Below are 26,815 nucleotides of genomic sequence, written 5' to 3'. Positions count from 1 at the left end.
CGATGAATATTCAGTGCAAACGCGTTTATGATCCGGCTGAACAGAGCGATGGTTATCGCGTACTGGTCGACCGCCTCTGGCCACGCGGTATCAAAAAAACCGATTTAGCCCTTGATGAGTGGAATAAAGAAATCACGCCGTCAACGGAGCTGCGCAAAGCCTTTCACGGCGAAGTCGTCGATTTTGCAACCTTTCGCGAGCAATATCTTGCAGAACTGGCGCAACACGAGCAAGAAGGAAAGCGGCTGGCAGACATCGCCAAAAAACAGCCGCTGACCCTGCTCTACTCAGCAAAAAACACCACGCAGAACCATGCGCTGGTGCTGGCAGACTGGCTACGTAGCTTGTGATTTTAGTACAGCATCCGGCGGTTATTTTTCACCAGCCGGATGGTCCCGTCGCCACAATGCCCATTCATCAATCGTTTCACCGCCCGGTAATTTGCAATTGTTGCTGACCCCTTGCGCTGTCTGCACAGGAATGAGCGTCCCGCCCTTCTGCTGGCAATAGACCGACGCCGGATTTGCCATACCAATCTGCGGCGGTTTAGGTGCTTCTGGCTGAGAAGGGGTTGAACAACCAGCCAGGACCAGCAAGCAAGGCAGAACAAAACTGATAATTTTCATTTATTGATCTCACATATTTATCCAGGCTTAGAGTATCGCGGTATCGTTTTGTTTTGCAGCACTATTTTTATTACATTCACTCAAAACATATTACGCCTTGTTTCATCTTTGTTGATGATGTTTTATCATGCCTGCAAAGATTAAATAATCAGCATTTACCCGCCGTATCCTGGAGTTGTTTCGTGTCAGATCAGATTATCGCCCGCGTCTCGCAATCCCTTGCCAAAGAACAGTCACTGGAAAGTCTGGTTCGACAGCTTCTGGAGATGCTGGAAATGGTCACTGATATGGAGTCAACCTACCTGACCAAAGTGGATGTCGAAGCGCGCCTGCAGCATATAATGTTTGCCCGTAATAGCCAGAAAATGCACATCCCGGAGAATTTTACCGTCTCGTGGGATTACTCGTTATGCAAACGCGCCATTGATGAAAACTGTTTTTTCAGCGATGAAGTCCCCGACCGTTGGGGCGACTGTATTGCGGCACGCAATCTTGGCATCACCACATTTCTGAGCACGCCAATTCACTTACCGGATGGATCATTCTATGGCACGCTTTGCGCCGCCAGCAGTGAGAAGCGCCAGTGGAGTGAACGCGCGGAACAGGTCTTACAGTTATTCGCCGGACTGATTGCACAATATATTCAAAAAGAGGCACTGGTTGAACAGCTGCGCGAAGCTAATGCTGCGCTGATTGCGCAATCGTATACCGACTCGTTAACCGGGCTACCGAATCGGCGGGCGATTTTTGAAAATCTGACGACGCTGTTTTCTCTCGCCCGGCATCTTAACCATAAGATAATGATCGCGTTTATCGATCTGGATAACTTCAAATTAATCAATGATCGTTTTGGTCATAATAGTGGCGATCTGTTTCTCATTCAGGTTGGCGAGCGCCTTAATACGCTCCAGCAAAATGGCGAAGTTATTGGTCGTCTCGGCGGTGATGAGTTTTTGGTTGTTTCACTGAACAACGAGAATGCGGATATTTCGTCGCTGCGAGAACGTATTCAACAACAAATACGCGGAGAATATCACTTAGGTGATGTTGATTTGTATTATCCTGGTGCCAGTCTTGGCATAGTAGAAGTCGATCCTGAAACGACCGATGCAGACAGTGCCCTGCATGCTGCCGATATCGCGATGTATCAGGAGAAAAAACATAAACAGAAAACACCTTTTGTCACGCATTCAGCGCTACATTCCTGAGGCGTATTCACATCCTTTTGATTGGTGATAACATGCGAATCGGTATTATTTTTCCGGTTGTAATCTTTATTACAGCGGTCGTATTTTTAGCATGGTTTTTTATTGGCGGCTATGCTGCCCCGGGAGCATAAAGATGAAAAAAACAACGATTATTATGATGGGTGTGGCGATTATTGTCGTACTCGGCACTGAGCTGGGATGGTGGTAACGTCACATCTAAAAAATAGCAAAGGCTGCCTGTGTGCAGCCTTTGTGCAATTTACGCGTTAACTTTTAATCTTCCTGTAGATAAATAGCACAACAATCGCACCAATAACGGCAACCACGAAGCTGCCAAAATTGAAGCCATCGACTTTACCAAAGCCAAACAGCGTGCTGATCCATCCGCCGACTACGGCACCGACTATCCCCAGCAGGATAGTCATAAAGAATCCACCACCATCTTTACCTGGCATGATCCACTTCGCCAGAATACCGGCAATAAGCCCAAAAATAATCCATGACAGAATGCCCATTGTTTCCTCACTTATCTGTTTTGCATTAGCGGGTTAGTCGCTGATAAAAAGCATAGCACAACATCGGGAGGGGAAGATTTGTGACGAGCATCACGGAGGAATTTTTTGCGATGGCGCAGAAATTGCGCCATCAACGATCAGTGATAATTACCAACCACAAACATCATGTTCGTTTTCCGTGTCATAAGAACGCACGGTATTCACCAGATCTTTTATCACTTCAGCCGCCACTTCTGGCACCAGCAAAGTCATCGGCGTCTCTGTTTCATAATCGACAGAAACGCCATTGCTGTTATTGGTGACGGTCACGGTATACGTTGCTTTGCCCATGATTCATTTCCCGTTATGAATGACTTTCCGTTGTTGCGCGCCTTCCATCAGGACTTCAGGAGCAACGAAGAAGTCAATGTTGAAATAAGTATCGTCAGTCATGGCTTCAATGTTGTGCCACTTTTCTGGAGGGAACACCGCAAACTGCCCCGCTTCGATAAGGATCACCTGATCAGGCTCTGCACTGTGTTCATCAGCGTAGCCGAGATATTTGACCGCCCCATGCATAACGGAAAGGCGTGGGTAAACCCCCGGGCGCGTTCCTTTATCAAGATGACGTTCGAATATTCCGGCAGGCGCAGTTTGTTTATTCCAGAAAGGCGTTGAGCGCGTATGAATATAATTCTGTGGGATTTGCAGCATCCTTTTCCCTCCTTCGGTGAATGCGCTGGAAACGGTTTATTCCAGCCGTTTCAGGGTACGCCTGATAATTTGCATTTTAAATACCATTTATTGGTTACTTTTTAGCACCGTATCAGAGAAGAATCAGGGAGGATTACAGGTGGGAAGCCCGCGGCAACGCGGGCTGAAAGCATCAGGATTGCAGCGTCGCCAGTCGGGCGGCGAAACCCACGAACATCAAACCAATCAGTGAGTTGCCCACTTTAGCCAGTTTCTTTTTGGTACGTATGTACTGCGTGACAAAAGCCCCAGAAATAATCAGGAAGCTCAAATAGCAGAAACTCACCAGTTCCAGCGTCGTCGCCAGAATAAAGAATGAAATTCCCGTATGTGGGGCATTAACATCGATAAACTGTACGAAAAACGACACATAGAACAAAATGGCTTTCGGATTAGTCAGGCTCAAAATTAACGCGCGTTTAAAAATGGCACCGTATTGGGGCTCATCGGATTTGGTCTCGCTATTTTTACCTTTCAGGGTCGCGTAGAGAATTTTACTCCCCAGATAGAGCAAATAAAACGCACCAAGATAACGTACGATGTTGAATAATATCGGGGTGGTCTTAATTAATGTCGCCACTCCAGCCCATGCCAGAAACATCAATACCGCATCGCCAATAAATACACCACAGGCCGCAAGATAACCGCCTTTCATACCGCTACTGACGCTATTTTTGAGTACAAACAGGGTATTTGGCCCTGGCACCAACACAATAAAAATGGCCCCAACCAGATAGGTCCAGTAATTCAGAACCCCGTATTCAGCGAACACATTAACCTCTTTAATTATCTTTCGATCATGCGCGATTAAAGGTGAATATGCTAACCAATCTGTAGCGGCTTAGAAAGGAGAAAATCAGGTTTTAACTCGATATCAACCCGATAATTGAATCATTAATCAGGCATGCTCCAGTGAAAAATTCGGGTAGTGCTCGGCAAAATACTGGCGTAAAAATTCTACCGTTATCCGCACTTTCGCTGACGTCGACAGCTTTGAAACATAAACGGCCCAGACATTCGCTGGCTGGTAATATTCCGGTAGCACTTGTACTAAATGACCACTGGCGGGAAACAGCCTGGCGACATCGATTTTTACGTGGTCCGGAAAAACACCGAAGGCGAATATTCCTCGCCAGGCGGTAGAGTGAATGAAGGAACAGAGAATGAAGTCGTCATTCAGGAATCGGTATTTACTCGTCGTGGTGTCGAGCGCATTTGGCGTTAAGCTCAAATAAGTTCATTTGAACCGCCTGCTGTTGGATTTGTAGTTTGCCGAAGCCGGACTGAGCGCGCCCAGTCCGGCTTCGGAAGATTTTACTGTGGATATTCCTGCAATAAATTGTGTAATGCTTCCGCCATCAGCTCACCACGCCAGCCGGAAATCAGCTCCGGCAAATTGTTCTGCGGTTTCAGTTTCCAGTGCCAGTTCAGCAGTTGGTTGATTTGCCGACGCGATGCCAGCAATTCGGCGCTGATCTTGTGCGTTTCGCTGACGTCAGTAATCAGCGACTTAATCGCTTTAAACGCTTTACGATAACCCGGCATGTCCATCAGGTTAAGCATCGGCTGCGGTAAGGCCTCTTCCGGCAATGCCTGCGCTTTTTCCACCAGCGCCAGCAACGTTTTACCGTGGAAGCGGATTTCGCTACCGGATAAGCCCAGGCTGTCCAGTTCGCCCAGACTTCCCGGCATATAACGCGCTACCGACCACAAATGCTCTTCACGCACGACAAAGTTCACCGCCAGATCGCGCTCTCGCGCCTTGCGCAATCGCCAGTCGGCTAACAGTTGCAGACAGGCCAGTTGGCGTGTGCGTAACTGCCAGGCATTGGTGATATCACGCCAGGCGTCTTCCGGCGCAACGACTTCCTGACGACGCATTTGCATCAGGCGGCATTCATCCAGCGCCGCAGGTAGCCAGCCGGAGGCCTCCGTTTCTACCATAAGCTTTGCGGTGATCGGTAACAGATACCAGACATCCGCCGCTGCGTATTCACACTGACGTTCGGTCAGCGGTCTGGCCAGCCAGTCGGTGCGCGATTCACTCTTGTCCAGCGTAACGCCGGAATACTCTTCCACCATGGAAGCGAAACCCCATGACATCGGGCGTCCGCAGAAGGCAGCAAGGATTTGCGTGTCAATCAAGGGTTGTGGTAATTCGCCAAAGACATTGAGGAACACTTCCAGATCTTCACTGCCTGCATGGAGAAATTTTGTGATGGACGGATCGCGCAGGATCGCTTTCAGCGGTGACCAGTCGGTGATCCCGAGTGGATCGATTAGCGCCAGATGCTCACCATCAAAAAGTTGAATTAAACCCAGCTGCGGGTAATAAGTGCGCGTACGAACAAATTCAGTATCCAGGGCTATCGCCGGAAAGGCACGGACGGCTTCACACAAAGAAGCCAGCGCATCGTCCGTGGTAATCATTTGGTAATTCAAATTGTATTCTCTTTAGTGGGCGTCAAAAAAAACGCCGGATTAACCGGCGTCTGACGACTGACTTAACGCTCAGGCTTTATTGTCCACTTTGCCGCGCGCTTCGTCACGTAATTCTCGTCGCAAAATTTTTCCGACGTTAGATTTCGGTAACTCATCACGAAACTCCACCAGCTTCGGTACTTTGTAGCCCGTGAGCTGACGGCGGCAAAAGGTCACCAGTGACTCTTCGGTAAGCGATGGATCTTTTTTCACTACGAAGATTTTCACCGCTTCACCACTGGAGCCGGAAGGTACGCCAACAGCCGCGACTTCCTGTACGCCAGGATGCTGCATGACGACATCTTCAATCTCGTTGGGATAGACGTTAAAACCGGAAACCAGAATCATATCTTTTTTACGATCGACAATGCGCAGGAATCCTTCTTCATCCATCACCGCGATGTCGCCGGTGTGTAACCAGCCATTTTTGATGATTTCATCGGTAGCATCCGGACGCTGCCAGTAACCCAGCATCACCTGCGGTCCTTTGACACAAAGCTCACCTGGTTGACCAGGTGGTACTTCATTATCATCATCATCCACCAGTTTGGCTTCCGTCGACGGCACCGGCAAACCGATGCTACCACTATGATAATCAATATCATACGGGTTAACGCTGACCAGCGGCGCGCACTCGGTCAGGCCATAACCTTCCAGCAGATACTGTCCAGTCAGTTTAACCCAACGTTCTGCAACCACTTGCTGAACAGGCATCCCACCGCCTGCGGAAAGATGCAGACTGGAGAAATCCAGCTGCTGGAACTCTTTATTGTTCAGCAACGCATTGAACAAGGTGTTAACGCCAGTGATAGCGGTAAACGGATATTTCGCTAACTCTTTTACCAGCCCTGGAATATCGCGCGGGTTAGTGATAAGCAGGTTCTGCCCTCCCAGTTCGATAAACAGCAGGCAGTTAATGGTCAGTGCAAAAATGTGATACAGCGGCAGCGCCGTCACCACCAGCTCTTTGCCCGGATGCAACAGCGGACCATAGGTCGCGTTAACCTGTTCCAGGTTCGCCAGCATATTGCGGTGAGTCAGCATCGCGCCTTTCGCCACACCAGTGGTGCCGCCGGTGTATTGCAGGAAAGCTAAATCTTCCGGCACCAATTCTGGTTTGACGTACTGCATCCGGTAGCCGTTGTGCAGGGCGCTACGAAATGAAATGGCATCTGGCAGATGGTATTTCGGCACCAGACGCTTGATGTATTTAACAACGAAATTGACTACCGTGCCTTTTGCCGTAGATAGCTGATCGCCCATACGGGTCAGAATAACGTGCTGAACGGCGGTTTTATCAACCACTTTTTCCAGAGTGTGGGCAAAGTTAGACACGATAACAATCGCCGATGCGCCGCTATCGTTAAGCTGATGCTCAAGCTCACGCGGGGTATACAACGGGTTAACGTTTACGACGATCATCCCGGCACGCAAAATGCCAAACAGCGCCACCGGATATTGCAATAAGTTAGGCATCATCAACGCAACGCGATCGCCTTTCTTCAGCCCCAACCCTTGTTGCAAATAAGCGGCAAACGCGCGACTGCGTTCTTCCAGTTTGCGGAAGGTCATCACCTCCCCCATATTCACAAACGCGGGTTGATCGGCATAGCGTGCGACCGACTGCTCAAACATATCTACCAGAGATTGATAACGGTCAGGGTTGATCTCCGTCGGAACGTCCGCGGGATAACGGTTAAGCCAAACCTTCTTCAATTCTTCACCTCTAAAATGCGTGTTCGTCGTCATCGCAACCCCAAGTGATAAACATGCTATTAACATAATATTAACTCATCTTACCAGCTTGATAATTACCCAAGGAAAAGGTTGCGAAGCGCGTCACTATTTATTTTTATCTTTACCGTAAGAATGCAGAAACAGCGGACCGGCCGCTGTTTCTTTTTCTTTAAAAACAAGCAATTATTCAGTTACAACTGTTTGTACTCTCGCGGGGCCGGGATTATACCAGCCCCATCCGCCGTAGCCATAGGGCCAGCCACGACCGCCATAAAACCATGGTTCAATCGGCTGAGGCGGCATAATCACCTGCTGGGTTAAATGCCAACGTTTGTAACCCGTTACTTGCATCACCATAAATTTATAGGGCGTATTACCGATTTTGCCGTCAACCGCACCGGTGATTGGCCCGACTACCGTCACCAGTTGTCCGCGGAAATCCACCGGGTCCAGAAAACCGTTCACATCGGCATAAATGCGACCGCGAGAAGGTTCTCCCAGCGTCGGTCTGGCTCCGCTGTCCAGTGGTACGGTGGCAATTTCCAGGCGGGTTTTCCCTTGCTGGTTTTGTACAGCAACCACTTTGCCGCCAAAGCGAGCCTCCTGACCAACGTACAGCTGCGGCGCACTCATCACCCGAACTAAATCTTGTTGCGGCGTGGGACTACTGCCTTTAATGGCGTCCGGCACAGTAACACAACCGCTCAGCATTAGCGCAAACGTACCTGCCAGTATGCCTTTGATAACATTCTTTTGAACCGCCATGATGCGACTCCTTTTTTTCTCAGGGCATACTCTTAAGATTCATTCTTTGCCCGGAAGTTTCTTCCATGCGACATTGTTACGTAAATAAACTGGTTCGGCATGTTCCACCGCCACCGTTTTACCCTCGGCAAACATCTGGCACGCAATCGGCAGCATATCTTCTGCAGCGGGCAGTAACACTTCGCCATCGTGCAAAACCAGCCCGCTCTCTTTACCGAGATCCGGCCAGGCTTGCCAGCCCGTCCCTACCGTCACCCATTCGCCGGAAAGCTGTTGCATTCGTTCATGAACCAGTTCGGGTTTGAGTACGGCTTCGGTTTCTTCACCGTGCCAGATACCGTTTTCATCACGCTGATATTCGGCCCAGTAAACTTCGCCCATTCGCGCGTCAATAGCTGCCAGCACGCGGGTTGCGCCGTTTTTGCGCCACGCCCCTTGCGCCATCGTCATTAGCGTGGAGACGCCAATCATCGGCAGCTCTGCGCCAAGTGCCAGCCCTTGCGCAATACCAATACCAATGCGCACGCCGGTAAAGCTACCGGGGCCGCGCCCGTAAGCCAGAGCGTTTATGTCAGTCAGGGAAGTTCCGCTGGTGGTCAGGATATCCTGCACCATCGGTAAGATTCGTTGAGTATGTTCACGAGGGCAAAGCTCAAAATGAGCGTTGACAGTACCGTCGTTCCACAGGGCGACAGAGCAGGCCTCTGTCGCGGTATCGATAGCCAGAATTCGCATGGGTCTTCGTGCTTAGATCAATAAAAAGGCGCGCATCATACCATACTCCGTAACAAATTACCTGGAGGATGGTATCGCAAGGAAACGAACCGCACGGGCAATGTCACGGGTGCGCGGCGCTGGCGGCAGACTGGCGAGAAACGTCGCGCCGTAAGGGCGCATCACCAGCCGATTGTCGCAAATCACCAGCACGCCGCGATCGTCGGCGTCGCGAATCAATCGCCCTACCCCCTGCTTGAGAGTAATGACCGCATCCGGCAGTTGTACTTCATCGAACGGATCACCACCGCGCAAACGGCAATCTTCCATGCGTGCTTTTAATAGTGGATCATCCGGCGAGGTAAACGGCAATTTGTCGATAATCACCAATGACAATGTATCGCCACGCACGTCCACCCCTTCCCAGAAACTGCTGGTTGCCACAAGAAGCGCGTTACCGGCGCTGACAAATTGCTGCAACAGTTGCCCTTTGCTGGTTTCCCCCTGCAACAAAACGGGAAGCGTCATGGTAGCGCGGAACTGCTCGGCCAGATCGCGCATCATGGCGTGCGAGGTACAAAGCATAAAACAACGACCGTTGTTAGCTTCGATGATCGGTCGCAGCATTGCCGCCAGTTGCCGTGCGGAACCCGGTTGATTGGTTTGCGGCAGGTTGCGCGGCACACAGAGTAACGCCTGGCGGCTGTAATCAAAGGGGCTGGGTAACAGCAATGACTCTGCCTGTTCAATGCCAAGCCGCGAGGTGAAATGATGCAGATCGTCGTTCACCGACAGCGTTGCTGAGGTAAAGATCCAGCTACCGGTTTTTTGCGCCATTAACTCTTTGAATTTATCCGCCACGCTGAGCGGCGTGAGAGCCAGAGTAAAATGGCGCGAAGTGCATTCGTACCAGTAGCTGTAGCCCGGCTGATTGATCTCTTTTAGCCGTTTCAGCCGTGTGCGATATAACGTGGCGCGCTCAAATGCCGCATCCAGCAAGGCGGAACGCCCCAGCGACAGTTTCGCCACGTCATAACAAAGTTCCAGAGTGTCATCGAGCAGTAAAAATGCCCGCTGAATTTGCGGATTAGCTAACAGCTCACGCAGGTTACCGCGATAACCAGGCTCACCGAGTTGCAGGCGAAAATCCTGCGCACTCTGGGCAAGACGATCCGCGCACTTTTGTAACTGCTGGGTGTCTTTTAATTCGGTGCGGTAGGCGATGGTGATGTCTTTTGCCAGGTCGAGCAGTTGTCGACTGGAGAGTGACTGACCAAAATACTGGCTGGCAATGTCGGGCAGCTGGTGGGCTTCGTCGAAGATCATGACGTCCGCCTCCGGGATCAGTTCGCCAAAACCGCTCTCTTTCACCACCATATCCGCCAGAAAGAGATGATGGTTTACCACCACCACATCGGCGTCCATCGCTTTTTTGCGTGCTTTGACCACAAAGCAATCTTTATACATCGGGCAGTCGCTGCCGAGGCAGTTATCGTTGGTGCTGGTGACCAGCGGCCACGCCTGTGAATCTTCCGCCACGCTGACGCAGGTGCTGATATCACCATCGATTGTTTGATTAGACCAGGAGCGCAGCAGGATCACATCGCTTAAGATTTGTACCGGCAGATCGCCCCCCGCCAAAGCCTGCTGTTCGAGACGTTCGAGGCAGAGGTAGTTTGAGCGCCCTTTCAGCAGCGCCACATTGCCCGTGTATTTCAATGCCTTTGAGACCGTTGGCAAATCGCGGCTGTAGAGCTGATCCTGCAACGCTTTTGAGCCGGTCGAGATTATGACTTTCTTTTTCGCCCGCAGCGCAGGGGCCAGGTAAGCGTAGGTTTTGCCCGTACCGGTTCCGGCTTCCACCACCAGCGGCTGGCCTTTTTCTATCGCCTGGGTGACGGCTACCGCCATCTGTCGCTGTGGTTCTCGCGGCTTAAAGCCTGGTATCGCTTTCGCCAGCTGACCGTCTTGTGCAAAATCGTCCGTCACACTACCCCCTGTTGATTTGAACAGGGATTATGTCAGGATGAGGGCGCTTTCGCCAGTTGAAGTGGTGACGGCGACCTCACATTGTGGCAGTCTTTGCAGCACGAAAATGGAAGTATAATGAGGACAAAATGATGACTATCGTTCGTATCGATGCCGAAGCCCGCTGGTCTGATGTGGTAATCCACAACAACACGCTCTACTACACTGGTGTACCGGAAAACCTCGACGCCGATGCCTTTGAGCAAACCGCCAACACGCTGGCGCAGATTGACGCCGTGCTGGAAAAACAGGGCAGCAATAAATCGAGCATTCTGGATGCCACCATTTTCCTGGCCGATAAAAACGACTTCGCGGCGATGAATAAAGCGTGGGATGCCTGGGTTGTCGCGGGTCATGCGCCGGTGCGCTGCACGGTACAAGCAGGTTTGATGAACCCGAAGTATAAAGTTGAAATTAAGATTGTGGCTGCGGTGTAAGCTTTATCGAAGCAAAATAAGTCAGACGATAATTTATCGACAATACTGGTCGGTTTTGCAAAAATCGACCAGAGATTAAGATATTACAGTTGATGCTCCTGCTAATTCATTATTTATTTTTATAATTTCAATTTTATCTATAAAACTAACTATATAAATAAACATAATCATGCCGTTATGTTCGCCCTTCGATTAGCATCTCTGGTTTTCTTTCTTACCTGAACAATCTGGTTATAGCGTGAGGACTGACCATTAATTTTCTCCATCTTACTGGATAACACACCATGAGCTGCTACCTTTAAAACACCTGAATGTCAATAGGTTAACTCGTGCCATATCGTTATAATCCCTTTGATATTAGATACAAATTAAGGTCATATATAGCCTTATCGATAACATGGTTAATTTTAAGGATAAGAATATGCCTGCTGTAATAGATAAAGCCCTGGATTTCATTGGTGCCATGGATGTATCAGCGCCAACACCAAGTTCGATGAATGAAAGTACGGCGAAGGGAATCTTTAAATATTTAAAAGAACTGGGAGTACCCGCGAGTGCCGCTGATATTACGGCGCGAGCTGACCAGGAAGGCTGGAACCCTGGTTTCACGGAAAAAATGGTTGGATGGGCAAAAAAAATGGAGTCTGGTGAACGCTCTGTGATTAAAAATCCTGAATACTTTTCAACATATATGCAGGAAGAACTAAAAGCACTGGTTTGAGTTAAATTCACATCAGCATAAATGGGTCAGGACGCTTTTAATCACATATAAAAAGCGTCCTTTTTCTCACAATCAAATAATCATCGGCTTCTATAACGAAAGCGATACGGATTAGTGTGTTACTCGTCTTCATCCTCAAAACGCGCCACGATTCGCTCGCCGGAATGGTTGGCACGCAGCTCTTCTGCCACCAGCGCGATTGCCTGGCCGCTGCTCATCCCTTGTGCCATCAGTTCCTGGATCCGCTCGACGGCTTTTTGCTGCTGTTCATGGGTGAGTGAAGGTAAACCTGCAAACATTGTTAACTCCTGCTAAATTGTTGGCGCTAATTATTTCATGCTACCCGGCACATAGCCAGTAGAGTCAGGACTGATGAAGACGTTATCTCCCGCTGTGATTACTTTACCCTGGCGTCAGGACGCCGCTGAATTTTATTTCTCCCACTTAAGCCACCTGCCGTGGGCGATGCTTTTACACTCCGGCTATGCCGATCATCCGTATAGCCGCTTTGATATTGTGGTCGCCGAGCCAATTTGCACTTTAACCACTTTCGGTAAAGAAACCGTTGTTAGTGAAAGCGAAAAACGCACAACGACCACTGATGACCCGCTACAGGTGCTCCAGCAGGTGCTGGATCGTGCAGACATTCGCCCAGCGCATAACGAAGATTTGCCATTTCAGGGCGGCGCGCTGGGGTTGTTTGGCTACGATCTGGGCCGCCGTTTTGAGTCACTGCCAGAAATTGCGGAACAAGATATCGTTCTGCCGGATATGGCAGTGGGTATCTACGACTGGGCGCTGGTTGTCGACCACCAGCGTCAAACAGTTTCTTTGCTGAGTCATAATGATGTCAATGCCCGTCGGGCCTGGCTGGAAAGCCAGCAATTCTCCCCGCAGGAAGATTTCACACTCACTTCCGACTGGCAATCCAATATGACCCGCGAACAGTACGGCGAAAAATTTCGCCAGGTACAGGAATATCTGCACAGCGGTGATTGCTATCAGGTGAATCTCGCCCAGCGTTTTCATGCGACCTATTCTGGCGATGAATGGCAGGCATTCCTTCAGCTTAATCAGGCCAACCGCGCGCCGTTTAGCGCTTTTTTACGTCTTGAACAGGCTGCTATTTTAAGCCTTTCACCAGAGCGGTTTATTCTTTGTGATAATGGTGAAATCCAGACCCGCCCGATTAAAGGCACGCTACCACGCCTGCCCGATCTTCTGGAAGATAGCAAACAAGCAGAAAAACTGGCGAACTCAACGAAAGATCGTGCCGAAAATCTGATGATTGTCGATTTAATGCGTAATGATATCGGTCGTGTTGCCGTAGCAGGTTCGGTAAAAGTACCAGAGCTGTTCGTGGTGGAACCCTTCCCTGCCGTGCATCATCTGGTCAGCACCATAACGGCGCAACTACCAGAACAGTTACACGCCAGCGATCTGCTGCGCGCGGCTTTTCCTGGTGGCTCAATAACCGGGGCTCCGAAAGTACGGGCTATGGAAATTATCGACGAACTGGAACCGCAGCGACGCAATGCCTGGTGCGGCAGCATTGGCTATTTGAGCTTTTGCGGCAACATGGACACCAGCATTACTATCCGCACGCTGACTACCATTAACGGACAAATTTACTGCTCTGCGGGCGGTGGAATTGTTGCCGATAGCCAGGAAGAAGCGGAATATCAGGAAACTTTTGATAAAGTTAATAAGATATTACGCCAACTGGAGAAGTAAGACGTGGAATACCGTAGCCTGACGCTTGATGATTTTTTATCGCGCTTTCAACTTTTGCGCCCGCAAATTAACCGGGAAACCTTAAATCATCGTCAGGCTGCCGTGTTAATCCCCATCGTCCGCCGACCGCAACCGGGGTTGTTGCTGACTCAGCGTTCGATTCATCTGCGTAAACACGCTGGACAAGTGGCATTCCCTGGAGGCGCAGTCGATGACACGGACGCATCAGTTATCGCCGCTGCGCTGCGCGAAGCTGAAGAAGAGGTCGCTATACCGCCTTCCGCCGTTGAGGTTATCGGCGTGCTGCCGCCCGTCGATAGCGTCACTGGCTACCAGGTAACCCCAGTGGTCGGCATTATCCCGCCCGATCTGCCGTATCGCGCCAGTGAAGGTGAAGTCTCCGCCGTCTTTGAAATGCCGCTCGCCCAGGCATTACATCTGGGTCGTTATCATCCTTTAGATATCTACCGCCGTGGCGATTCACATCGGGTATGGCTGTCCTGGTACGAACAGTATTTTGTATGGGGAATGACCGCAGGCATAATTCGTGAGCTGGCGCTGCAAATTGGTGTGAAACCCTGACTATACTTATCTTTACATCTACAAAACACTACTTGAGACAATCATCGCAATATTAGTTAAATCGCGGTTTTTGATTAGTTTAATTCATGTGAATAGTTAAGCCAGTCGCCGCGTTCCCTCTTACACTATGCGCTGTTATTAGTTCGTTACTGGAAGTCCAGTCACCTTGTCAGGAGTATTATCGTGATTAGTCTATTCGACATGTTTAAGGTGGGGATTGGTCCCTCATCTTCCCATACCGTAGGGCCTATGAAGGCGGGTAAACAGTTCGTCGATGATCTGGTCGAAAAAGGCTTACTGGATAGCGTTACTCGCGTTGCCGTGGACGTTTATGGTTCACTGTCGCTGACGGGTAAAGGCCACCACACCGATATCGCCATTATTATGGGTCTTGCAGGTAACGAACCTGCCACCGTGGATATCGACAGTATTCCCGGTTTTATTCGCGACGTAGAAGAGCGCGAACGTCTGCTGCTGGCACAGGGACGGCATGAAGTGGATTTCCCGCGCGACAACGGGATGCGTTTTCATAACGGTAACCTGCCGCTGCATGAAAACGGTATGCAAATCCACGCCTATAACGGCGATGAAGTCGTCTACAGCAAAACTTATTATTCCATCGGCGGCGGTTTTATCGTCGATGAAGAACACTTTGGTCAGGATGCTGCCAACGAAGTGAGCGTGCCGTATCCGTTCAAATCTGCCACCGAACTGCTCGCGTACTGTAATGAAACCGGCTTTTCGCTGTCTGGTCTCGCTATGCAAAACGAACTGGCGCTGCACAGCAAGAAAGAGATCGACGAGTATTTCGCGCATGTCTGGCAAACCATGCAGGCATGTATCGATCGCGGGATGAATACCGAAGGCGTACTGCCAGGCCCGTTGCGCGTGCCACGTCGTGCGTCGGCCCTGCGCCGGATGCTGGTTTCCAGCGATAAACTGTCTAACGATCCGATGAATGTCATTGACTGGGTAAACATGTTTGCGCTGGCAGTTAACGAAGAAAACGCCGCCGGTGGCCGTGTGGTAACTGCGCCAACTAACGGTGCCTGCGGTATCGTTCCGGCAGTGCTGGCTTACTATGACCACTTTATTGAATCAGTTAGCCCAGACATCTATACCCGTTACTTTATGGCAGCGGGCGCGATTGGTGCACTGTATAAAATGAACGCGTCTATTTCCGGTGCGGAAGTCGGTTGCCAGGGCGAAGTAGGTGTTGCCTGTTCAATGGCTGCTGCGGGCCTTGCCGAGCTGTTGGGCGGTAGCCCGGAACAGGTTTGTGTGGCAGCGGAAATTGGCATGGAACACAACCTCGGTCTGACCTGCGACCCCGTTGCAGGGCAAGTTCAGGTGCCGTGCATTGAACGTAATGCCATTGCCTCTGTGAAGGCGATTAACGCCGCACGGATGGCTCTGCGCCGCACCAGTGCACCGCGCGTCTCGCTGGATAAGGTCATCGAAACGATGTACGAAACCGGTAAGGACATGAACGCTAAATACCGCGAAACCTCACGCGGTGGTCTGGCAATCAAAGTCCAGTGTGACTAATACTTCTTATTCGCCCATCTGCAACGGATGGGCGAATTTATTCCCGCTTTCTCGTCTGCTGTAATTTTCCCCACTACACTTCCACTGTTGCGTCAGGCGTTTGTCGCCATACGCTTACAGGGTGGCCCGCATGCAAAAAGCACAACGGATCATTAAAACCTATCGCCGTAATCGAATGATTGTTTGTACGATTTGCGCACTCGTTACGCTCGCTTCGACCCTGAGCGTGCGATTTATTTCACAGCGTAACTTAAATCAACAACGGGTAGTACAATTCGCCAATCACGCTGTAGAGGAATTAGATAAAGTACTGCTTCCCCTACAGGCAGGTAGCGAAGTCTTGCTTCCGCTGATTGGTCTGCCCTGCTCTGTCGCCCATTTGCCATTACGTAAACAGGCGGCAAAACTCCAAACTGTGCGATCCATTGGCCTGGTGCAAGACGGCACACTTTATTGCTCCAGCATTTTTGGTTATCGCAATGTGCCCGTCGTGGACATTCTGGCTGAACTTCCTGCACCGCAACCACTTTTACGACTGACGACCGACCGTGCCCTGATAAAAGGCAGTCCGGTTTTGATTCAATGGACGCCTGCAGCGGGCAGTAGCAATGCTGGGGTCATGGAGATGATTAACATCGACTTACTGACGGCAATGCTCCTTGAACCACAACTGCCGCAAATCAGTAGCGCCAGCCTGACGGTGGACAGTCGGCATTTGCTCTATGGTAATGGGCTGGTAGATTCCCTTCCGCAACCTGAAAACAATGAAAACTATCAGGTTTCTTCGCAACGCTTTCCTTTTACCATTAACGTTAATGGCCCGGGGGCTACGGCGCTGGCATGGCACTATCTTCCAACACAATTACCGCTGGCGGTGCTGCTAAGTTTACTGGTGGGCTACATCGCCTGGCTGGCGACCGCTTACCGAATGAGCTTTTCCCGCGAGATCAATCTGGGCCTGGCGCAACATGAGTTCGAATTGTTCTGTCAGCCTTTGCTTAATGCGCGCAGCCAGCAATGTATTGGTGTAGAGATTTTGCTGCGCTGGAACAATCCGCGTCAGGGCTGGATTTCACCGGATGTGTTTATTCCTATCGCGGAAGAACATCATTTAATTGTGCCACTGACCCGCTATGTGATGGCAGAAACCATTCGTCAGCGCCATGTTTTCCCAATGAGTAGTCAGTTTCATGTTGGCATTAACGTCGCACCCAGCCATTTTCGCCGTGGTGTGCTGATAAAAGATCTCAATCAGTACTGGTTTAGCGCTCACCCGATTCAGCAACTGATCCTCGAAATCACCGAACGCGATGCCTTACTGGATGTTGATTACCGGATTGCCCGCGAGCTGCATCGTAAAAACGTCAAACTGGCGATTGATGACTTCGGCACCGGCAACAGTTCATTTTCCTGGCTTGAAACATTACGTCCTGACGTGCTGAAAATTGATAAGTCATTTACCGCAGCTATAGGTTCTGACGCGGTTAACTCGACGGTGACCGATATCATCATCGCACTGGGGCAAAGACTGAATATTGAACTGGTGGCGGAGGGCGTAGAAACGCAAGAACAGGCGAAGTATTTGCGCAGTCATGGCGTGCATATTTTGCAAGGGTATTTGTACGCACAGCCGATGCCGCTACGTGATTTTCCCAAATGGCTGGCGGGCAGCCAACCGCCGCCCGCCCGGCATAATGGACATATCACGCCCGTTATGCCGTTACGTTAACGCTTACTCATCTTCATCGTGCGCCGGTTGCTCTTTAACAATGCGAACCAGATCAACACGATAATCATTGGCTTCAATGATGGTGATATGCAGTGGACCTACATCAATCACATCGCCCACACGGGGAATGTGACCATTTGCCGAGATCACGAGGCCCGCGACCGTCGCGATATCATCGTCATCGGCAAGGTGCTCAACATCAAGCGCCTGCTGCAAGGCATGCAAATCTGTACCGCCTTTTACCAGCCAGCCGTCACCGTCGGTAATGATTTCCGGCGTTTCGTCAGCGTCCGGGAATTCACCCGCAATGGCTTCCAGCACATCCAGCGGCGTGACCAGACCTTGTACCACACCAAACTCGTTGGTCACGATAACAAAGCTCCCGCGAGCACGACGCAGCACGCCCAGCAGGTTGATCGGATCGAGGGTTTCCGGGACGATAATCGCCGGAGACGCCGAAGCTATCGCCGCCACATCAACTCCCTCTTCCAGCGCCACCAGCAGTTCTTTAGCACGTACGATGCCGATAATTTCATCCAGTTCACCGCGACATACCGGGAACAAACTGTGCGGTGAGGAGAGCAGTTGCTCGCGGATTTCATCGACCCCGAGATTAGCATCAACCCAGCTTATTTCACCGCGCGGCGTCATGATCCCGCGCAGAGAACGCGACGCCAGCGTCAGTACGCCGTTAATCATGTAACGTTCTTCTTCGGCAAACGCACCTTCCGGGATCGGCATCGGCATCGGGTTATCGGCATCGTGCTGAACATTGGCCTGACGTTTCCCGCCCATCAAACGCAGGATGGCATCGGCAGTACGCGCTCGCAGCGGCAAAGTCGACTGGTGACGAATAAAGTTGCGACGCGCAATCTGGTTAAACACTTCGATGATGATCGAGAAGCCAATCGCGGCATACAGGTAACCTTTCGGAATGTGGAAACCGAAACCTTCTGCCACCAGACTCAGACCAATCATTAACAGGAAGCTCAGACAGAGCACCACCACCGTGGGGTGCTGGTTAACAAATCGCGTCAGCGGTTTCGATGCCAGCAGCATAACCGCCATCGCAATCACTACCGCCGCCATCATCACCGGCAAATGGTTAACCATCCCTACTGCAGTAATTACCGCATCCAACGAAAAGACGGCGTCAAGGATGACAATCTGTGTGACGACCACCCAGAAACTGGCGTAGCCTTTACCGTGGCCGGAATCATGATCGCGGTTTTCCAGCCGTTCATGCAGTTCGGTTGTTGCTTTGAACAGCAAGAATATGCCCCCGAACAACATAATCAGGTCGCGTCCGGAGAAGGAGAAATCCATGACGGTAAATAGCGGTTTGGTCAGCGTGACCATCCATGAAATCAGCGACAGCAGCCCCAGACGCATAATCAGCGCCAGTGATAATCCCAGCAAACGCGCTTTATCGCGTTGTTTTGGCGGCAGTTTGTCAGCAAGAATGGCGATGAAGACCAGGTTATCGATACCCAGCACAATTTCGAGAACAACAAGCGTGAGTAGCCCCGCCCAAATCGAGGGGTCCATTAAGAATTCCATGACAAGCTCCTGCTTAAGGAATAGCTATTCGACGCCAGAAATAATGCAGGCGTAACGACAAAATGCAAACGAAAGGTGCGGCATAAAGTGCCAGAAAGACAGGCGTTAAAAGGCCTGATGCTGAAATGACGTCGGTGACGATCCATACTGCGGGCTACTGCCCTATACTCCATGGTTGTTAAACAGGAGTTAAACATATCAGAGACGCCTCTGATTTGGCAAAGATTTACCTTCCTTTGCAAACGAATGTGACAAGGATATTTTACCTTTCGAAATTTCTGCTAATCGAAAGTTAAATTACGGATCTTCATCACATAAAATAATTTTTTCGATATCTAAAATAAATCGCGAAACGCAGGGGGTTTTTGGTTGTAGCCCTTATCTGAATCGATTCGATTGTGGACGACGATTCAAAAATACATCTGGCACGTTGAGGTGTTAACGATAATAAAGGAGGTAGCAAGTGACCATTGCTATTGTTATAGGCACACATGGTTGGGCTGCAGAGCAGTTGCTTAAAACGGCAGAAATGCTGTTAGGCGAGCAGGAAAACGTCGGCTGGATCGATTTCGTTCCAGGTGAAAATGCCGAAACGCTGATTGAAAAGTACAACGCTCAGTTGGCAAAACTCGACACCACTAAAGGCGTGCTGTTTCTCGTTGATACATGGGGAGGCAGCCCATTCAATGCTGCCAGCCGCATTGTCGTCGACAAAGAGCATTATGAAGTCATTGCAGGCGTTAACATTCCAATGCTCGTGGAAACGTTAATGGCCCGAGATGATGACCCTAGCTTTGATGAACTGGTGGCACTGGCAGTAGAAACAGGCCGTGAAGGCGTGAAAGCACTGAAAGCCAAACCGATTGAAAAAGCCGCGCCAGCACCCGCTGCCGCAGCACCCAAAGTGGCTCCAACTCCGGCAAAACCAATGGGACCGAACGACTACATGGTTATTGGCCTTGCGCGTATCGACGACCGTCTGATTCACGGTCAGGTCGCCACCCGCTGGACCAAAGAAACCAATGTCTCCCGTATTATTGTTGTTAGTGATGAAGTGGCTGCGGATACCGTTCGTAAGACACTGCTCACCCAGGTTGCACCTCCGGGCGTAACAGCACACGTAGTTGATGTTGCCAAAATGATTCGCGTCTACAACAACCCGAAATATGCTGGCGAACGCGTAATGCTGTTATTTACCAACCCAACAGATGTAGAGCGTCTCGTTGAAGGCGGCGTGAAAATCACCTCTGTTAACGTCGGTGGTATGGCATTCCGTCAGGGTAAAACCCAGGTGAATAACGCGGTTTCGGTTGATGAAAAAGATATCGAGGCGTTCAAGAAACTGAATGCGCGCGGTATTGAGCTGGAAGTCCGTAAGGTTTCCACCGATCCGAAACTGAAAATGATGGATCTGATCAGCAAAATCGATAAGTAACGTATTGTGTTGATTATCACTCAGTTTTCACACTTAAGTCTTACGTAAACAGGAGAAGTACAATGGAGATTACCACTCTTCAAATTGTGCTGGTATTTATCGTAGCCTGTATCGCAGGTATGGGATCAATCCTCGATGAATTTCAGTTTCACCGTCCGCTAATCGCGTGTACCCTGGTGGGTATCGTTCTTGGCGATATGAAAACCGGTATTATTATCGGTGGTACGCTGGAAATGATCGCGCTGGGCTGGATGAACATCGGTGCTGCCGTTGCGCCTGACGCCGCTCTGGCTTCCATCATTTCTACTATTCTGGTTATCGCAGGTCATCAGAGCATTGGTGCAGGTATCGCACTGGCAATCCCTCTGGCCGCTGCGGGCCAGGTACTGACCATCATCGTTCGTACTATCACCGTTGCTTTCCAGCACGCTGCGGATAAGGCTGCTGATAACGGCAACCTGACAGCGATTTCCTGGATCCACGTTTCTTCTCTGTTCCTGCAAGCAATGCGTGTGGCTATTCCGGCCGTCATCGTTGCGCTGTCTGTTGGTACCAGCGAAGTCCAGAACATGCTGAATGCGATTCCGGAAGTGGTGACCAATGGTCTGAATATCGCCGGTGGCATGATCGTGGTGGTTGGTTATGCGATGGTTATCAACATGATGCGTGCTGGCTACCTGATGCCGTTCTTCTACCTCGGCTTCGTAACCGCAGCATTCACCAACTTTAACCTGGTTGCTCTGGGTGTGATTGGTACTGTTATGGCAGTGCTCTACATCCAACTTAGCCCGAAATACAACCGCGTAGCCGGTGCGCCTGCTCAGGCTGCTGGTAACAACGATCTCGATAACGAACTGGACTAACAGGTGAGCGAAATGGTTGATACAACTCAAACTACCACCGAGAAAAAACTCACTCAAAGTGATATTCGTGGCGTCTTCCTGCGTTCTAACCTCTTTCAGGGTTCATGGAACTTCGAACGTATGCAGGCACTGGGTTTCTGCTTCTCTATGGTACCGGCAATTCGTCGCCTCTACCCTGAGAACAACGAAGCTCGTAAACAAGCTATTCGCCGTCACCTGGAGTTCTTTAACACCCAGCCATTCGTGGCTGCGCCGATTCTCGGCGTAACCCTGGCACTGGAAGAACAGCGTGCTAATGGCGCAGAGATCGATGACGGTGCTATCAACGGTATCAAAGTCGGTTTGATGGGGCCGCTGGCTGGTGTAGGCGACCCGATCTTCTGGGGAACGGTACGTCCGGTATTTGCAGCGCTGGGGGCTGGTATCGCGATGAGCGGCAGCCTGTTAGGTCCGCTGCTGTTCTTCATCCTGTTTAACCTGGTGCGTCTGGCAACCCGTTACTACGGCGTAGCGTATGGTTACTCCAAAGGTATCGATATCGTTAAAGATATGGGTGGTGGCTTCCTGCAAAAACTGACGGAAGGGGCGTCTATCCTCGGCCTGTTTGTCATGGGGGCATTGGTTAATAAGTGGACACATGTCAACATCCCGCTGGTGGTCTCTCGCATTACTGACCAGACGGGCAAAGAACACGTTACCACTGTCCAGACTATTCTGGACCAGTTAATGCCAGGCCTGGTACCACTGCTGCTGACCTTTGCTTGTATGTGGCTGTTGCGCAAAAAAGTTAACCCGCTGTGGATCATCGTTGGCTTCTTCGTCATCGGTATCGCTGGTTACGCTTGCGGCCTGCTGGGACTGTAAGACTGTTGTACACTACCGGGGCCTTTTGGCCCCGTTTTTTTATCTGGAGGATTAATGACAATCACGGACCTGGTACTGATTCTTTTCATCGCCGCACTTCTGGCCTTCGCGATCTACGATCAGTTCATCATGCCCCGCCGTAACGGCCCCACCCTGCTGGCAATTCCTTTGCTCCGGCGTGGTCGCATCGATAGCGTTATCTTCGTCGGATTGATTGTCATTCTTATCTATAACAACGTCACGAATCATGGCGCGCTTATAACAACATGGTTATTAAGTGCACTGGCTCTGATGGGTTTTTATATATTCTGGATTCGCGTTCCGAAGATCATCTTTAAACAAAAAGGTTTTTTCTTCGCCAATGTCTGGATTGAATATAGCCGAATCAAAGCGATGAACTTGTCGGAAGATGGCGTGTTGGTGATGCAATTAGAACAGCGTCGGCTGTTAATCCGCGTTCGAAATATCGACGATTTGGAAAAAATTTATAAGCTTCTCGTTTCAACTCAATAAGTTATGAATTTAGCCAAAGCTATGTTTAGTGTATTTTTAATAATCATACATAGCTTAGGCTATATTAGCTCTTCCCTTATTTGTTATTTATTTTAACGTTTCATTGATATATAAATCTAAATGAAAATCGTTATCAATAAAACAATAAAATAATATATTCCAACAGTTGTCTTATATTCTCAAAATATGTTAAGGTTGCGCCCTCATTTGGGGAGTAGCTGATTTCCAGATTCCGGAAATGTACGTGTCAACATACTCGTTGCAAAACGTGGCACGTACGGACTGAACACTTTCAGTCAGGCGAGACCATATGCACATCAATCGCTATGCCTGCATGAACGCGAAAACCATCGCGGCTTGTTGTTCATGTATGCATGTTTGCTGGGGGCGATGATGTGTTTTATGGATACCCCGGTCAGGACGTTGTCATGAATATCACTGCTACTGTTCTTCTTGCGTTTGGTATGTCGATGGATGCCTTTGCTGCATCAATCGGTAAAGGTGCCACCCTCCATAAACCGAAATTTTCTGAAGCATTGCGAACCGGCCTTATTTTTGGTGCCGTCGAAACCCTGACGCCGCTGATCGGCTGGGGAATGGGCATGTTAGCCAGTCGGTTTGTCCTTGAATGGAACCACTGGATTGCGTTTGTGCTGCTGATATTTCTCGGCGGGCGAATGATTATTGAGGGTTTTCGTGGCGCAGATGATGAAGATGAAGAACCGCGCCGTCGACACGGTTTCTGGCTACTGGTAACCACCGCGATTGCCACCAGCCTGGATGCCATGGCTGTGGGTGTTGGTCTTGCTTTCCTGCAGGTTAACATTATCGCGACCGCATTGGCCATTGGTTGTGCAACCTTGATTATGTCGACATTAGGGATGATGGTTGGTCGCTTTATCGGCTCAATTATTGGGAAAAAAGCGGAAATTCTCGGTGGGCTGGTACTGATCGGTATTGGCGTCCAGATCCTCTGGACGCACTTCCACGGTTAATAAGAACGCTGCCAGAGGTGAATATTAAAGTCCGTCTGGCAGTCGAACACTTCTTTTGCTGCCAGTGCTTGCCAGACTTCAGGCTTCGCACGCCAGGCAAACGGCGTCATCTGCAATAATGCGACGGCTTCATCACCGCGAAGACGCATCAGATAACACAACTCATCACTCTGCTGTAATGTAAAACCTTTCAGTTGTTCTGCATGAGGTGCATGAAGATGTACTTCATTGTAAATCAGCCCCTTCAGCTCCATTAAGTGTCTCGGTCCCGGCGTGGCAGTAATGACCCAACCGCCGGGCTTCACTACTCGCACTAATTCTTCTGCTTTACACGGCGCGTAAATACGTATTATGGCGTCCATACTGGTATCGGAAAACGGCAAACGGTGGCTGGAAGCGACACAAAAAGTGACCTGCGGATAGCGTTTCGCCGCCGCTTTTATCGCTACCTTCGAGACATCCAGGCCAAACGTGGTGATTTCGGGCAACGCATCAGCAAATGCGTGTGTGTAATACCCTTCACCACAGCCAATATCCAGCACCGCCGTGGCCTTTTCATCAAGCCATTCCCGCAGTTGGGCGACAATTGCATCACGCAGCGGCTGATAATGTCCGGCATCTAAGAATGCGCGGCGTGCTTGCATCATTTCCGCGCTGTCGCCCGGATCACGAGACCGTTTATGCTGAACGGACAGCAGATTGACATACCCTTCTTTCGCCATATCAAACTGATGTCGCTGGGGACAGATATAGCTGTTTTTTTCACGCAAAAGAGGCTGATGGCAAAGTGGACAGGAAAACGACATGACAACTCCGGCAGGATACTAAAGGCCGCAAGTGTAACGCGAATCATGCGGCGGGCAAATATCCGAACGACTGGAGCGAAGATAAAACAAAGTAAAAAGCCTCGCATTCGACGAGGCTTTATAGCGAGATTGAAGCGTATTCACACTTCAGATCAGTGGATTCGATCAGATAGCTGTTACGTTAACAGCTGCCGGACCTTTCTGACCGTCCTGAATTTCGAACTCAACGTTCTGACCTTCAGCCAGAGTTTTGAAACCATTACCCTGGATAGCGGAGAAGTGTACGAACACATCTTTGCTGCCATCAGCCGGAGTAATGAAGCCAAAACCTTTAGACTCGTTGAACCACTTAACCTGACCTTTAATCTTTGCCATTTGAAAAATTCCTTAGATTGTTTTCTTCGCCCGCAGGCATAACATAGATAAAACTGACACATTACTGCATGAGGCACCAATATAAGGCTCGGCAGAGAAGCGGTATTCAACGTCAACGTGTTTACTCAGGACTTCTTTACTGAAAATGCCACACATAAACAGAACTGTACCTCGTTTAACCCGAAATCTGTTATCACATACAACGTTAATTATGGCAAGCCATTTTTAAACATGTCTCGATCAGACGCACAAATCTCGATACGTCTTCCACTTTTTTTGCACACTTATGCAACGGAATACGCGCCGATATATCATTGTGCTTAACCTTGCCAGTTCAGGCAGATACTTAAACTGACGTATTTTCTAACATAGTTCAATAAGTTCAGTTGTTCCAGGCCAGTGGGAGAAGTTATTACATAGTGCGTGCAATATCACATTTTCTACTATGCAATGAATAAAAAGTTATATCACTTTTTCTCATAAAACAGTCAGTTAACGGGTATCAATTACCCCAAAGAGAAGTCAATCTCCAAAGGTATTGTAAATTTAAAATAAGAAAAATTGATGAATTAGCAAAAAAATCAAGAGAGAAACGTTTCGCTAATAAATAATACCACACTTAATCACAAATCCGATGTAAACATCCTAATAAATTAATGGGGTAAATATCTTTTTCTGATATCCCGTTACGCAAATAAATAATATGATAATTATTTGAAGTCAGACCAGAGTTTTAATTTGAAGCAGTTGCACCATGACAGTGCGTATAATCAGCATGAATTGAGTAACCCTTCAACGACGGGGTTACTCAAGATTGAGGAAGGATTATCGTTCGGCGACCAGACGAATAATATCTTCGTCTTCAACCGATTTTTGACTCTCAACGGTCTTTTTATCTGCTTTCTCAGGTTCGTTTGCTTCGCACAAACGACGTAACAGTGCATTTTGACGTTTTTGCTGATCCAGCAACGCCTCAAGCAGTTCAATCTGTTCGTTAGTCCGTGAACTGGCACGATTGATAAAAAACCACAAGATGAGCCCGATAAGAAGAACCACCACCGATACAACCAAAGACGCAATGTTCATCACGCCTGAATTTACAACTTCGTTCATTTCACCACCTCTGAGTAGAGGCGCTATTCTACCACTGCTGGAGAGGAAGAAAATCCAGTGCTGAAAAAATGATATCACCACGGGATAAACTGGTTAATGGCACAAATTCCGCTGAAAAATTGTACATCCTGATCGCACATCATGTTGAATACCTGCGCCCAAAGCAGCAAGCAAGCCAACACCACGACAACCAGAGCGACCCATCGAAACTTTTTCACTCCAATCTCCGTTTCACCTACCTTATGTCATTAAACTAGCATGCGTTAGTTAAACAGCGCCTAACTATGTCGATATTCGTGCTTTTTCAGAATGAGTCGCTTGCTTCAGCGCATATTGCCGCTACGATTAAGCGAACATAAAAAGAGAAGAGGTTGTAATGCGATTCATCATTCGCACAGTTATGCTGATAGCACTGGTATGGATAGGATTATTACTCAGCGGATATGGCGTTTTGATTGGAAGCAAAGAGAATGCCGCGGGATTAGGTTTGCAATGTACCTATCTGACCGCCAGAGGCACCAGCACGGTACAATACCTGCACACTAAAAGTGGTTTTCTGGGGATAACAGATTGCCCGTTGTTACGCAAAAGCAATATTGTGGTCGATAATGGTTAAGGGTAATAAATAACCAGATTCTCACTCATGAGTAAAATATTCTTATCGCAAGTGCGTTTAATATAACGCCACCTTCAACTTTATTTTTCTCATGCTAAATAAAGAACCTGTCTGTTTG

Annotated in this window: 34 protein-coding genes and 2 pseudogenes; 17 read left to right on the top strand and 19 right to left on the bottom strand. The window is 49.4% G+C overall.

Annotation, left to right across the window (positions count from 1 at the left end):
• Positions 1 to 2 precede the first annotated feature (2 nt).
• A complete protein-coding gene (locus ACJHX4_RS23850; protein WP_001296129.1) occupies positions 3 to 350 on the top strand; it encodes a DUF488 domain-containing protein in 348 nt (115 codons plus the stop codon).
• A 21-nt stretch (positions 351 to 371) separates the two neighbouring features.
• On the opposite strand, the gene yoaF is transcribed toward ACJHX4_RS23850, so the two are convergent.
• Positions 372 to 626 carry a DUF333 domain-containing lipoprotein YoaF gene (gene yoaF, locus ACJHX4_RS23845; RefSeq protein WP_000691930.1) on the bottom strand — a complete coding sequence of 85 codons (255 nt, stop codon included), beginning with the start codon at positions 624 to 626 and terminating at the stop codon, positions 372 to 374.
• A gap of 182 nt (positions 627 to 808) precedes the next feature.
• On the opposite strand from yoaF, the gene dgcP reads away from it, so the two are divergent.
• The 3 genes from dgcP to yoaJ are packed head-to-tail and all read left to right on the top strand — an operon-like array spanning position 809 to position 2,042.
• Positions 809 to 1,834: a diguanylate cyclase DgcP gene (gene dgcP / locus ACJHX4_RS23840; protein WP_001283456.1), complete on the top strand. Its 1,026-nt coding sequence runs from the start codon at positions 809 to 811 to the stop codon at positions 1,832 to 1,834.
• A gap of 32 nt (positions 1,835 to 1,866) precedes the next feature.
• Positions 1,867 to 1,965, top strand: a complete 99-nt coding sequence (locus tag ACJHX4_RS23835) for a YoaK family small membrane protein (RefSeq protein ID WP_001219350.1) — start codon at positions 1,867 to 1,869, stop codon at positions 1,963 to 1,965.
• Positions 1,966 to 1,967: 2 nt separating this feature from the next.
• Positions 1,968 to 2,042, top strand: coding sequence for a protein YoaJ (gene yoaJ, locus ACJHX4_RS23830; protein WP_001386836.1), 75 nt, complete (start codon positions 1,968 to 1,970; stop codon positions 2,040 to 2,042).
• 58 nt (positions 2,043 to 2,100) lie between these two features.
• Here the strand turns inward: yoaJ and ACJHX4_RS23825 are convergent, their stop codons facing one another.
• From ACJHX4_RS23825 to ACJHX4_RS23805, 5 genes and pseudogenes are all read right to left on the bottom strand, one after another.
• Positions 2,101 to 2,349, bottom strand: a complete 249-nt coding sequence (locus tag ACJHX4_RS23825) for a GlsB/YeaQ/YmgE family stress response membrane protein (protein ID WP_000512153.1) — start codon at positions 2,347 to 2,349, stop codon at positions 2,101 to 2,103.
• Positions 2,350 to 2,496: 147 nt separating this feature from the next.
• Positions 2,497 to 2,679, bottom strand: coding sequence for a DUF1869 domain-containing protein (locus tag ACJHX4_RS23820; RefSeq protein WP_000513737.1), 183 nt, complete (start codon positions 2,677 to 2,679; stop codon positions 2,497 to 2,499).
• A gap of 3 nt (positions 2,680 to 2,682) precedes the next feature.
• Complete coding sequence (yeaR, locus tag ACJHX4_RS23815; RefSeq protein WP_000939317.1) at positions 2,683 to 3,042, bottom strand: DUF1971 domain-containing protein YeaR; 360 nt, start codon at positions 3,040 to 3,042, stop codon at positions 2,683 to 2,685.
• A 172-nt stretch (positions 3,043 to 3,214) separates the two neighbouring features.
• A complete protein-coding gene (leuE, locus tag ACJHX4_RS23810) occupies positions 3,215 to 3,853 on the bottom strand; it encodes a leucine efflux protein LeuE (protein ID WP_000457211.1) in 639 nt (212 codons plus the stop codon).
• A 126-nt stretch (positions 3,854 to 3,979) separates the two neighbouring features.
• Positions 3,980 to 4,147 (bottom strand): annotated as a pseudogene (locus tag ACJHX4_RS23805) (LysR family transcriptional regulator); the annotation flags it as partial.
• On the opposite strand from ACJHX4_RS23805, the pseudogene ACJHX4_RS23800 reads away from it, so the two are divergent.
• A pseudogene (locus tag ACJHX4_RS23800) lies at positions 4,148 to 4,303 on the top strand (tartrate dehydrogenase); the annotation flags it as partial.
• A 92-nt stretch (positions 4,304 to 4,395) separates the two neighbouring features.
• Here the strand turns inward: ACJHX4_RS23800 and rnd are convergent.
• The 5 genes from rnd to ACJHX4_RS23775 form a co-directional block, all read right to left on the bottom strand.
• On the bottom strand, positions 4,396 to 5,511 hold the full coding sequence (gene rnd, locus ACJHX4_RS23795; RefSeq protein ID WP_001296131.1) for a ribonuclease D: 1,116 nt from the start codon (positions 5,509 to 5,511) through the stop codon (positions 4,396 to 4,398).
• 81 nt (positions 5,512 to 5,592) lie between these two features.
• Positions 5,593 to 7,278, bottom strand: a complete 1,686-nt coding sequence (gene fadD, locus ACJHX4_RS23790) for a long-chain-fatty-acid--CoA ligase FadD (protein ID WP_000758422.1) — start codon at positions 7,276 to 7,278, stop codon at positions 5,593 to 5,595.
• 204 nt (positions 7,279 to 7,482) lie between these two features.
• Positions 7,483 to 8,064 (bottom strand): Slp family lipoprotein YeaY, encoded by a 582-nt coding sequence (yeaY, locus tag ACJHX4_RS23785; protein ID WP_000290577.1) that lies wholly within the window; start codon positions 8,062 to 8,064, stop codon positions 7,483 to 7,485.
• Positions 8,065 to 8,103: 39 nt separating this feature from the next.
• A complete protein-coding gene (tsaB, locus tag ACJHX4_RS23780; RefSeq protein ID WP_001220974.1) occupies positions 8,104 to 8,799 on the bottom strand; it encodes a tRNA (adenosine(37)-N6)-threonylcarbamoyltransferase complex dimerization subunit type 1 TsaB in 696 nt (231 codons plus the stop codon).
• Positions 8,800 to 8,856: 57 nt separating this feature from the next.
• Entirely contained in the window at positions 8,857 to 10,767 is a 1,911-nt protein-coding gene (locus ACJHX4_RS23775; RefSeq protein WP_000128874.1) for an ATP-dependent DNA helicase, read from the bottom strand.
• Between the two features lie 131 nt (positions 10,768 to 10,898).
• Between ACJHX4_RS23775 and ACJHX4_RS23770 the strand changes: the two genes are divergently transcribed.
• Positions 10,899 to 11,243, top strand: coding sequence for a RidA family protein (locus ACJHX4_RS23770; RefSeq protein ID WP_001295493.1), 345 nt, complete (start codon positions 10,899 to 10,901; stop codon positions 11,241 to 11,243).
• Between the two features lie 421 nt (positions 11,244 to 11,664).
• Positions 11,665 to 11,964: a DUF1889 family protein gene (locus ACJHX4_RS23765; protein WP_001111990.1), complete on the top strand. Its 300-nt coding sequence runs from the start codon at positions 11,665 to 11,667 to the stop codon at positions 11,962 to 11,964.
• Between the two features lie 119 nt (positions 11,965 to 12,083).
• Here ACJHX4_RS23765 and ACJHX4_RS23760 read toward each other — a convergent pair whose 3' ends face one another.
• A complete protein-coding gene (locus ACJHX4_RS23760) occupies positions 12,084 to 12,263 on the bottom strand; it encodes a YoaH family protein (protein ID WP_000457334.1) in 180 nt (59 codons plus the stop codon).
• A gap of 73 nt (positions 12,264 to 12,336) precedes the next feature.
• Here ACJHX4_RS23760 and pabB point away from each other — a divergent pair, with 73 nt between their 5' ends.
• The 4 genes from pabB (at position 12,337) to ACJHX4_RS23740 (ending at position 17,557) form a co-directional block, all read left to right on the top strand.
• On the top strand, positions 12,337 to 13,698 hold the full coding sequence (gene pabB, locus ACJHX4_RS23755) for an aminodeoxychorismate synthase component 1 (protein ID WP_000854961.1): 1,362 nt from the start codon (positions 12,337 to 12,339) through the stop codon (positions 13,696 to 13,698).
• Positions 13,699 to 13,701: 3 nt separating this feature from the next.
• Complete coding sequence (locus ACJHX4_RS23750; RefSeq protein WP_000456729.1) at positions 13,702 to 14,280, top strand: CoA pyrophosphatase; 579 nt, start codon at positions 13,702 to 13,704, stop codon at positions 14,278 to 14,280.
• A 183-nt stretch (positions 14,281 to 14,463) separates the two neighbouring features.
• Complete coding sequence (gene sdaA, locus ACJHX4_RS23745) at positions 14,464 to 15,828, top strand: L-serine ammonia-lyase (RefSeq protein ID WP_000624295.1); 1,365 nt, start codon at positions 14,464 to 14,466, stop codon at positions 15,826 to 15,828.
• A 130-nt stretch (positions 15,829 to 15,958) separates the two neighbouring features.
• Positions 15,959 to 17,557 (top strand): EAL domain-containing protein, encoded by a 1,599-nt coding sequence (locus ACJHX4_RS23740; protein ID WP_001296133.1) that lies wholly within the window; start codon positions 15,959 to 15,961, stop codon positions 17,555 to 17,557.
• A gap of 3 nt (positions 17,558 to 17,560) precedes the next feature.
• On the opposite strand, the gene yoaE is transcribed toward ACJHX4_RS23740, so the two are convergent.
• Complete coding sequence (gene yoaE / locus ACJHX4_RS23735) at positions 17,561 to 19,117, bottom strand: CNNM family cation transport protein YoaE (RefSeq protein ID WP_000394983.1); 1,557 nt, start codon at positions 19,115 to 19,117, stop codon at positions 17,561 to 17,563.
• The gene (locus ACJHX4_RS23730) at positions 19,105 to 19,263 is read right to left on the bottom strand and encodes a protein YoaL (RefSeq protein WP_001327808.1); all 159 of its coding nucleotides are present in this window, start codon (positions 19,261 to 19,263) and stop codon (positions 19,105 to 19,107) included. Before ACJHX4_RS23730 ends, yoaE begins: the two co-directional genes overlap by 13 nt.
• 317 nt (positions 19,264 to 19,580) lie before the next feature.
• Here ACJHX4_RS23730 and manX point away from each other — a divergent pair, with 317 nt between their 5' ends.
• The 5 genes from manX (at position 19,581) to mntP (ending at position 23,787) form a co-directional block, all read left to right on the top strand.
• Positions 19,581 to 20,552 carry a PTS mannose transporter subunit IIAB gene (manX, locus tag ACJHX4_RS23725; protein ID WP_000150538.1) on the top strand — a complete coding sequence of 324 codons (972 nt, stop codon included), beginning with the start codon at positions 19,581 to 19,583 and terminating at the stop codon, positions 20,550 to 20,552.
• 62 nt (positions 20,553 to 20,614) lie between these two features.
• Positions 20,615 to 21,415, top strand: a complete 801-nt coding sequence (manY, locus tag ACJHX4_RS23720) for a PTS mannose transporter subunit IIC (protein ID WP_000406926.1) — start codon at positions 20,615 to 20,617, stop codon at positions 21,413 to 21,415.
• 12 nt (positions 21,416 to 21,427) lie between these two features.
• Positions 21,428 to 22,279, top strand: a complete 852-nt coding sequence (gene manZ, locus ACJHX4_RS23715; protein WP_000228655.1) for a PTS mannose transporter subunit IID — start codon at positions 21,428 to 21,430, stop codon at positions 22,277 to 22,279.
• A 54-nt stretch (positions 22,280 to 22,333) separates the two neighbouring features.
• Positions 22,334 to 22,792 carry a DUF986 family protein gene (locus ACJHX4_RS23710; RefSeq protein WP_000156255.1) on the top strand — a complete coding sequence of 153 codons (459 nt, stop codon included), beginning with the start codon at positions 22,334 to 22,336 and terminating at the stop codon, positions 22,790 to 22,792.
• Between the two features lie 428 nt (positions 22,793 to 23,220).
• Entirely contained in the window at positions 23,221 to 23,787 is a 567-nt protein-coding gene (mntP, locus tag ACJHX4_RS23705) for a manganese efflux pump MntP (protein ID WP_001296134.1), read from the top strand.
• Here mntP and rlmA read toward each other — a convergent pair.
• From rlmA to mgrB, 5 genes are all read right to left on the bottom strand, one after another.
• Positions 23,784 to 24,593, bottom strand: coding sequence for a 23S rRNA (guanine(745)-N(1))-methyltransferase (gene rlmA / locus ACJHX4_RS23700; RefSeq protein WP_001531755.1), 810 nt, complete (start codon positions 24,591 to 24,593; stop codon positions 23,784 to 23,786). The genes mntP and rlmA overlap by 4 nt on opposite strands.
• Before the next feature lie 165 nt (positions 24,594 to 24,758).
• Positions 24,759 to 24,968 carry a transcription antiterminator/RNA stability regulator CspE gene (gene cspE / locus ACJHX4_RS23695; protein WP_001062678.1) on the bottom strand — a complete coding sequence of 70 codons (210 nt, stop codon included), beginning with the start codon at positions 24,966 to 24,968 and terminating at the stop codon, positions 24,759 to 24,761.
• 12 nt (positions 24,969 to 24,980) lie between these two features.
• Positions 24,981 to 25,124, bottom strand: a complete 144-nt coding sequence (locus ACJHX4_RS23690) for a DUF2627 domain-containing protein (protein WP_001295496.1) — start codon at positions 25,122 to 25,124, stop codon at positions 24,981 to 24,983.
• A gap of 669 nt (positions 25,125 to 25,793) precedes the next feature.
• Positions 25,794 to 26,081 (bottom strand): YebO family protein, encoded by a 288-nt coding sequence (locus tag ACJHX4_RS23685; RefSeq protein WP_001006866.1) that lies wholly within the window; start codon positions 26,079 to 26,081, stop codon positions 25,794 to 25,796.
• Between the two features lie 74 nt (positions 26,082 to 26,155).
• The gene (gene mgrB / locus ACJHX4_RS23680) at positions 26,156 to 26,299 is read right to left on the bottom strand and encodes a PhoP/PhoQ regulator MgrB (RefSeq protein ID WP_000714544.1); all 144 of its coding nucleotides are present in this window, start codon (positions 26,297 to 26,299) and stop codon (positions 26,156 to 26,158) included.
• A gap of 158 nt (positions 26,300 to 26,457) precedes the next feature.
• Here mgrB and ACJHX4_RS23675 point away from each other — a divergent pair, with 158 nt between their 5' ends.
• The gene (locus ACJHX4_RS23675) at positions 26,458 to 26,697 is read left to right on the top strand and encodes a YobH family protein (RefSeq protein ID WP_001211011.1); all 240 of its coding nucleotides are present in this window, start codon (positions 26,458 to 26,460) and stop codon (positions 26,695 to 26,697) included.
• Positions 26,698 to 26,815: the final 118 nt, after the last annotated feature.

This window comes from Escherichia sp. WS2035, from assembly GCF_046487065.1.
GTDB classification, from domain to species: domain Bacteria; phylum Pseudomonadota; class Gammaproteobacteria; order Enterobacterales; family Enterobacteriaceae; genus Escherichia; species Escherichia coli.
The sequence above is the reverse complement of the archived record's forward strand: the minus strand, read 5'-3'. Positions and strand labels throughout refer to the sequence as shown.